The organism is Plasticicumulans sp. (assembly GCF_035331805.1).
Classification (GTDB): domain Bacteria; phylum Pseudomonadota; class Gammaproteobacteria; order Competibacterales; family Competibacteraceae; genus Plasticicumulans.
Genome location: NZ_DAOLKE010000039.1, coordinates 9578 through 17938 on the forward strand (window position 1 = coordinate 9578; position 8361 = coordinate 17938).

General features: G+C 61.2%; 5 protein-coding genes. All 5 read left to right on the forward strand.

Annotated features, from left to right (window positions below; translation table 11 throughout):
• Positions 1-488 precede the first annotated feature (488 nt).
• The 5 genes from PKE44_RS04875 to PKE44_RS04895 all read left to right on the forward strand — a co-directional run bounded on the left by PKE44_RS04875 (position 489) and on the right by PKE44_RS04895 (position 8211).
• Positions 489-1733, forward strand: a complete 1245-nt coding sequence (locus PKE44_RS04875) for an ABC transporter permease (protein ID WP_324548599.1) — start codon at positions 489-491, stop codon at positions 1731-1733.
• A 33-nt stretch (positions 1734-1766) separates the two neighbouring features.
• A complete protein-coding gene (locus PKE44_RS04880) occupies positions 1767-2594 on the forward strand; it encodes an ABC transporter permease (protein ID WP_324548601.1) in 828 nt (275 codons plus the stop codon).
• A gap of 263 nt (positions 2595-2857) precedes the next feature.
• Positions 2858-4348 carry a biotin carboxylase gene (locus PKE44_RS04885; protein WP_324548603.1) on the forward strand — a complete coding sequence of 497 codons (1491 nt, stop codon included), beginning with the start codon at positions 2858-2860 and terminating at the stop codon, positions 4346-4348.
• 256 nt (positions 4349-4604) lie between these two features.
• On the forward strand, positions 4605-6350 hold the full coding sequence (locus PKE44_RS04890; protein ID WP_324548605.1) for an AAA family ATPase: 1746 nt from the start codon (positions 4605-4607) through the stop codon (positions 6348-6350).
• Positions 6351-7503: 1153 nt separating this feature from the next.
• Positions 7504-8211, forward strand: coding sequence for a PEP-CTERM sorting domain-containing protein (locus tag PKE44_RS04895; RefSeq protein WP_324548607.1), 708 nt, complete (start codon positions 7504-7506; stop codon positions 8209-8211).
• Positions 8212-8361: the final 150 nt, after the last annotated feature.

Here is an 8361-nt window from a genome sequence, read left to right on the forward strand (position 1 = left end):
GAGTACGGCGAGGATCTCGAAGAGCGTTTCAACGCCTGGGCCGCCGGCAAGTAAGCGCGCCTGAAGCGAGCATCCTGCCTTTTCTGAGCCGCGCAGGCGGCATGGGGATCGACACCAGCGACAGGTTCCGGACGGTTCCTGCGCACCGGCTCCGGTCGCACCGGACCGTCAGGGTGATGCAATGGCTTCGAGGCAAGCCCCTCCCCCCTCGTGGGGGAGGGGTTGGGGAGAGGGGGAACGCCCGGGCGCAGTGCCAGCGGCTTCCCCCCTCTCCCCCGGCCCCTCTCCCGCAAGGGGAGAGGGGAGGTCGAAGCCGGAGCGTCGGTGTGGATTTCCTGCCGCCTGCGGAAACTGCAGGGTTCTGCAGATACCCGTGGCGACGGGAGACAGGCTGAGCCGCGCGTCGACGCGATGAAGTGCTTCGCAGTCCGCCTGCGACGTCGTCGAAGTTTCCGATGTTTCCACACCCTGTCTGACGGAGAGCCGTGATGGACTCCCAAGCCCTGCCTGCCGTCCTGCCGAGCGCGGAACGCAAGGTCCTGAAAGCGCAGCTGCGCCGTGCCGAGCGTTCGCACCGGCTGCGCTCGCTGGCGCTGATCGCGCCGCTGCTGGTGTTCCTGATCGCGAGCTTCGTGCTGCCGATCGGCACGCTGCTCGAACGCGCCTTCGATGACAGCGACCTGCCGAAGACGCTGCCGGCGACGCTGGCGGTGCTGGAGAAATGGGACGGCCAGGCGCTGCCCGGCGAAGCGGCCTACGCGGCGCTGGCGCTCGACCTGCGCGAGTTGCGCGAGAGCGGCCGGCTCGGCATCCCGGCCAAGCGCCTCGGCTACGAGATCTCGGGCTTCCGCAGCCTGCTGAACAAGACCGTGCGCAAGCTCCCCGAGAGCGCCCCGTACAAGGACGCGCTGGTCGCGGCGAATCCGGAGTGGGGCGAGCTGCCGTACTGGCAGGCGATCCGCAATGCCGCCGGTCCGCACACGGCGCGCTACCTGCTCGCCGCGCTCGATCGCGAGCACAACGCCGCCGGCGAGATCGTCGTCAACCCCGAGTCGGCCTTCATCGACGTGTTCCTGCGCACCTTCTGGATCGCCGGCGTGGTCACGGCCTGGTGCCTGCTGCTCGGCTATCCGGTCGCCTACTGGCTGTCGATCCTGCCGCCCGGCAAGGCCAACCTGCTGATGATCCTCGTGCTGCTGCCGTTCTGGACCTCGCTGCTGGTGCGCACCGCGGCCTGGATCGTGCTGCTGCAGTCCGGCGGACTGCTCAACGGCCTGCTGATGGCGCTCGGCTTCACCGATCAGCCGCTGGAGCTGGTGTTCAACCGCTTCGGCGTCATCGTCGCGATGACCCACATCCTGCTGCCGTTCATGATCCTGCCGCTGTACTCGGTCATGAAGGGCATCCCGCCGTACTACGTGCGGGCAGCGGTGTCGCTCGGCGCGCATCCGTTCCTGGCCTTCTGGAAGGTCTACGTGCCGCAGACCATCGCCGGCGTCGGCGCCGGCTGCCTGCTCACCTACATCCTCGCGCTCGGCTACTACATCACGCCGGCGCTGGTCGGCGGCCCGGCGGACCAGATGGTCAGCTACTTCGTCGCCTTCTACACGAACAAGACCATCAACTGGGGCATGGCCTCGGCGCTCGGCGCGCTGCTGCTCGCCGCGACGCTGGTCCTGTACGCGGTCTACGGCCGGCTGGTCGCGGCCGGCAACCCGCAACCCCGTCGCTGAGCCCGCGTCCGCGCTGCTTCCGGAGCCGCCGCCATGAACCTGCCGCTGTCCACCTGGCCCGAACGCCTCTGGCATCACGCCTTCCGGCTGATCTGCTGGGCGATCCTGATCTTCCTGATCGTGCCGATCCTCGTCATCGTGCCGCTGTCGTTCAATTCGAGTTCGTTCCTGAGCTACCCGCTGTCCGGCCTGTCGATGCGCTGGTACACGGAGTTCTTCGGCTCGAACGAATGGATGCTGGCGCTGAAGAACAGCTTCATCGTCGCGCCGCTGGCGACGCTGCTCGCCACCGCTGCCGGCACGCTGGCCGCCGTCGGCCTTGCCCGCGGCGAGTTCCGCGGCAAGGGCCTGATCATGGGCATCCTGATCTCGCCGATGGTCGTGCCGGTGGTCATCGTCGCGGTCGGCCTGTACTTCTTCTATGCCGAGCACGGGCTGCTGAACACCTACACCGGCCTCGTGCTCGCGCATGCGGTGCTCGGCGTGCCCTTCGTCGTCATCACCGTCACTGCGACGCTGCAGGGCTACAACACCAACCTGTCGCGTGCCGCCGCCAGCCTCGGCGCGCCGCCGCTGACCGTGTTCCGGCGCATCGTGCTGCCGCTGATCGCCCCCGGCGTCATTTCCGGTGCGCTGTTCGCGTTTGCGACCTCGTTCGATGAAGTGGTCGTGACGCTGTTCCTCGCCAGCCCCACGCAGCGCACGCTGCCGATGCAGATGTTCGGCGGCATCCGCGAGAACATCAGCCCGACCATCGCCGCGGTCGCCACGCTGCTGATCACGCTGTCGGTGCTGATGCTGCTGACCATGGAATGGCTGCGCCGGCGCAGCGAGAAGCTGCGCGGCAGCGGCAATACCTGATACCGATCCCGCTAGACACGTTGTTTTTCCCCCTCTCCCCAACCCCTCCCCCGCGAGGGGGGAGGGGCTGAAAACACAGCGTGTTCAGCGGTGATCGGCATGAAGCCCAAAAACGGCCCTGAATCATGTTCGACCGACTGCTGGCCGCGCTCTGTCGCGGCTGGCGGGCCGCGTGCGCCCTGTTCGCCACGCCGCCCGTCACTGAAACGAATGTTCCGGCTCCCATCCGAATTCCAACCGATCGCCCGTCCGGGGAAATCGCCATGAACACAGCAAACACAGAAAACACCGGTAATACCGAAAACACCGCCAAGCGGCCCGTGCTGAAGGGCCTGTCCGAAATCTTCACGTACTTCCGCACCAATGACGTGCCGATCTGGTTCGTGTCGCCGACGCCGTACAACGTGCTCGGACTCGACCGCTGGGTGCGGCGCTTCGAATACGTCTGCTATTTCGATTCCTTCGACGGCTGGCACCCGAAGATCCGCATTCCGCGCGAAACCGGCCCGCGCGAGTTCCGTTCGATCGAGGACGTGAACAATTACCTGCTGTCGCACAAGGAGATTGCCGACCGCATGCGCGCCGCCGGTGGCGGCAAGCTGGTGCTGGTGATGTTCGATGAGGAAACCGAGGCGCTCGCGAAGGAACTCGGCGTCGAGATCGCGCTGCCGCCGGCCGAACTGCGCAAGCGCCTGGATTCCAAGATCGAGACCACGCGCATCGGCAACGAGGCCGGCGTGTTCAGCGTGCCGAACGTGCTCGGCCGGGCCGATGATTACGACGCGCTGCTCGCGCTCGCCGCCACCGTCGGCCTCGGCAGCGATCTGGTCGTGCAGACGCCTTATGGCGACTCCGGTCGCACGACCTTCTTCATCGCCAGCCGCGCCGACTGGGACGAATTCGCCGACAAGATCATCGGCGAAGACCTGAAGGTCATGAAGCGCATCAACCACCTGCCCGGCACGATCGAAGGCATCGCCACGCGCCACGGCACGCTGGTCGGGCCGCTGATGGTCGACATCACCGGCTTCGAGGAACTCACGCCGTACAAGGGCGGCTGGTGCGGCAATGACGTGGCGCCGAAGGTGCTGCCCGAAGCGCGCGCCCGCGTGCACGAGATGACGCGCCGGCTCGGCGACCGGCTGTACCGCGAGGGCTACCGCGGCACCTTCTGCATGGACTGGCTGCTCGACACCGACACCGGCGAGGTCTGGCTCGGCGAGCTGAATCCGCGCGTCTCGGGCGCCAGCCCGATGACGAATCTGATCACGTCGACGTATGGCGGCGTGCCGATGTTCCTGTTCCACCTGCTGGAATTCATGGATGTCGATTACGAGATCGACCTCGAAGCCGTGCAGCGGCGCTGGGAGGAGTTCGACACCTGGAGCCAGCTGATCCTCAAGCACACCGGCGATGAGGTGGAAATCATCACGCAGGCCCCGACCTCGGGCATCTGGAAGATGAACGCCGACGGCGCCATCCACTTCGAGCGCCGCGACATCGACTGGGGCGGTGTCACCGGCGAGGACGAAGCGTTTTACCTGCGCGTCTACAACGCCGGCGATTACCGCTACCACGGCGCCGACATGGGCATCCTGGTCAGCCGCGGCCGCATGCAGACCGACGACCGCGAACTGTTCCCGCGCGCGAAGCAATGGGCGGCCGGCATCCTCAACCAGTTCCAGTGCGTGCCGCTGCCCCCGGCCGTGACCGTCGTGCCGCCGGCCCCGGAGGCGATCAACAAGATGTTCTGAGGATGTGCCCTCTCCGGTGGACGGGCGAGGGCAGGGCAGGTTAAAAATGCAGCCGCCGGACCGGGGAAGACCGGGTCGGCGGTTTGTTTTTGGAGGGATGGGCGAGAAGCGATGATCTGCGTTCGTTTTGGGCCAGATTTTAAAGTATGCACAATGATCTAATTAATTAGTCTTGATGTCGTATATCCAGCAAACCAAAGACTGATGACATCGCGTTTTTGCTTGTTTGTCTACTTTGCGTCTAGGGGCGCTGGCAATGCTCGTCAATCTCCGGCTTCAAAATTTTCGCTGCTTCAGCGATCACATTGTTCCCTTCAAGCAGTGCACAATTATTGTTGGCCAGAATAATGCTGGAAAATCTACCTTGGTCGACGCACTGCGACTTGTGTCGATTGTTACGATAAGGTATCGAACGCTCGGTTTTCGTCAGGTTCCTGCCTGGGGAAATTTGCCAGCGAGAGAAGTTGGGGTAAATCCATCAATCGAAGGCTTGGATTTCAATACTCATAACCTATTTCATAGGTATAGCGAACCGCCCGCAACCGTCACCGCTATGTTCTCAAACGGAAATTCTGCAAAGATTTACATCGGGCCTGAGGGGCGGCTCCATGTTGTATTAATTGCTGCAGATGGGGCGATAGTTCGGACCCGCGCGATGGTGTCTGAAGGTTTTCTGCCACGTGTCGAAATAATGCCGCATGTCGCTCCCGTTCAGCGTATAGAAACCGTTCTTGATCGTGATTACGTGCGCCGAAATCTTTCTTCGTCGCTTGCGTCGGTGCACTTTAGAAATCAGCTTAATCTCATGTATGATCGCTTTTCGAGATTCCAAGAGTTGGCGGAGCAGACTTGGAATGGACTGAGGGTTGAGGAACTAATTGGCGAAGGGGGGGAGCGAGGAAGTGATTTGCGATTGCTAATTCGAAATGATGACTACGTTTCTGAACTATCAACGATGGGTCATGGGTTGCAGATGTGGTTGCAGGCAATGTGGTTTTTGTCACGCATTGAGGGCAATTCTTCTGTCGCGCTTGATGAGCCTGATGTCTACATGCATCCAGACCTACAGCGGCGACTTATTCGCTATCTTCGGCACGCATATCCTCAGGTAATCGTTACTACGCATTCCGTAGAGATCATGTCTGAGACAGATGCGGATGACATGCTAGTTATAGATCGCAGCCAAGACGAATCTCGATTTGCTACGTCTATGCCCGCAGCGCAGCGCGTGCTGGAACAGCTTGGCAGTGCACAAAATCTTCAACTCGCCAAGCTTTGGCATGCTCGACGTTGCCTGCTAGTCGAGGGTAAAGATTTTCGTTACCTGTCCGACCTCTACGATGTTCTATATCCCGACGACAGAGAGGGGTTGGCAGCATTTCCCTGCATGTCAATCGGTGGCTGGGGGGGGTGGCAATACGCAGTTGGTTCGGCCATGTTACTTCAGAACTCGGGAGGCGAGCACATCGCTGTCTACTGCATTCTTGACTCTGATTACCATACACGCCATCAAATGACGGTTCGCCGAGAACAGGCATCTAGAAATCAGATCAATCTTCATATATGGACTAAGAAGGAAATTGAAAACTACCTTCTTATTCCCAGTGCTATACAGCGATTGATTGCTGCTCGCATTGCGCGAAGAATAGTTGCGCCGACTGAGACAGAGATCGCAGAAAAAATCGATCAATTGGCTAGGGATCGCTACGACGAAGTCTTTGATGGAATATCGGCAGAGATTTTGGGAGAGAACCGCGGGCTTGGAGCAGCCGGGGCAAATAAAGAAACTCGCTCGAGGCTGGATTCCGAGTGGGCAACGGCTGCAGGAAGGCAAAGTCTAGCCTCAGGCAAGTCGATTTTGACAGATCTCTTCAGATGGGCTCAGGAAGAGTTTGGCGTGTCCATGACTTCCGCAGCTATCATACGAGCTATGTATCCATTTGAAGTGAATGAAGAGATTAGAGGGTTTTTAGATACTGTCGTCCATGGGCGAACTATGTAGCACGCGTAGCACGAGTAGGGCGGATTAGGCGCGCACTGTAAACGTATCAAGGCTCACGGCATCTCTGCGCGCCGTAATCCGCCTTCCGCGCCCCGCCATCGCAAGCCGGGTAGGGTTCGCATTCATGCGCACACCACCAAACGCCGAATCTGTGCGAGCCGGGATCGGGTGGAGCTGACCGGATTGCGCCGGTCAGCCCTCCCACACCACCGGACATGCGGCTTTCCGCATCCGGCGGTTGAGCCCGGCGGGAGCAGCCCGGATCGTCAAGACACAAGGGTTGCAGCTTGCTGCGCACCGCAAGCGGCGGATGTCGCTTCAAGTTCAGCAGGTTGCGCAGCGAAGCTGCGACCCTGCGGATCACACGCACGCAAGTGCGGCTCCGCCCGATCAACCCGTGGGTCAAAGCCTTCGAAGTGCAGATAAGTCTCTTCGACCCGTGGGTCAAAGCCTTCGAAGTGCAGATAAGTCTCTTTGACCCGTGGGTCAAAGCCTTCGAAGTGCAGATAAGTCTCTTTGACCCGTGGGTCAAAGCCTTCGAAGTGCGGATAAGTCTCTTTGACCCGCAGGTCACGCGCAGGCCGGCGCGCGTCACCATGCCCGCTCTGCCGGGGCGCAGCGGCTGTACGCAGGGAACGTTGCCAAATCCTGCGGCTCAACCCCCCCTCTGGGCATGGGGATCTACACAACTTGCAAGCAGCGGGTCTCACCCTCGCCCGGGTAGGGCTGGTGGATCAGGACGACAGCAAGGCATTGACCAACAAGCCCTTCCTCCCTCGCGGGGCATTGGTATCTACACATCTTCGCCCTCTGGAGTCTGCCCGGCGCATCCCGGGTCAGGCGCAGCAACTGCTCTGGCTCGTAGTGTTCTAGCAGCCTCACAGGGTGTGCAGCTCGCTGCGCACCGTTCGGTACAGCCGTGGCTGGATGAGTTTCGTTTTTCAACCCTGTCAGCCATGCAGGGTGCGCATTCATGTGCATGCGGCCAGACATCAACTCTACGGCCGTGGAAACATCTGATTGTCGAATTCTTTTACATGAAGAATGACTGCAGATCAGTCAAATAATCATAGCCATTTGTTTTTGAATTCAATTTACATTCTGGTATGCATTGTGCTCTGCTGCCTGGCTGTTCAATTCGAGAGAAACACGCATGCAGCTTTTCATGAATTCTGCCATCACGATCATCCTGCTTTTAATGGCCTCGCCCGGACACACGGCGGTTATTATCGATACCGGCTCAAACAGCGCCGGCACCAGCTGGACTTTCGACTATACGCAAGGCTTTGCCGGCGAGTTCAGTGTCGGCTCGGCTTACACGGTGCACTCCATCGAAGGTTTCTTCGGGAATCAGGGCGGGGGTGCCGGAAACGTGACGATCAGCATCCATGCGGACGGCGGCAACATTCCGGGGAACGTGCTGTTCAGTGCTCCGATGAGTCTGGCTGCGAATGTGGCTCCGGACTGGTATGGGCTGAGCGGACTCGGCTGGAATATCGGGGCGGGGACGTACTGGGTGTCCTTCGTGACCGATCTGGAGATCAGCGGCTCCATGCCCGGGAATGCTCCCGATCCGCTGGATGAATATGGGCAATACTCCGGCCAGGCCTGGCTCGATCTGGGCGAGAATTATTTCGATTATCTTGAACTCGGAATCCGCATGGATGGCACGCAAGTGCAGGCCGTTCCGGAGCCTGCCGGTCTGGCGCTCACGGGTTTCGGGCTGGCAGCCCTGGGGTTTTCACGCCGCAAGGCAAAGCCGGCGGAAAGCTTGTTCCGGAAATCGCCGGCAATGGAGATGACCGGCATCGGCGAGCCCGGTCGCTGCCGCGCATCGGGGCGAGGCAGGCACCGGTCCTGAGGAGCCCTGGCGCAGGCGGCGGCACCGCGAAGCCGCCTGCTGCCCTGCCGGCGCACGCCCCGGAGCGCGCCGGCATGTCATGAAACCGGAACGGGCCGGAACCGCGCTGTGGCGCGGCCGGTCTTTCGTTTCCGGCGGTGACGTTCCGTT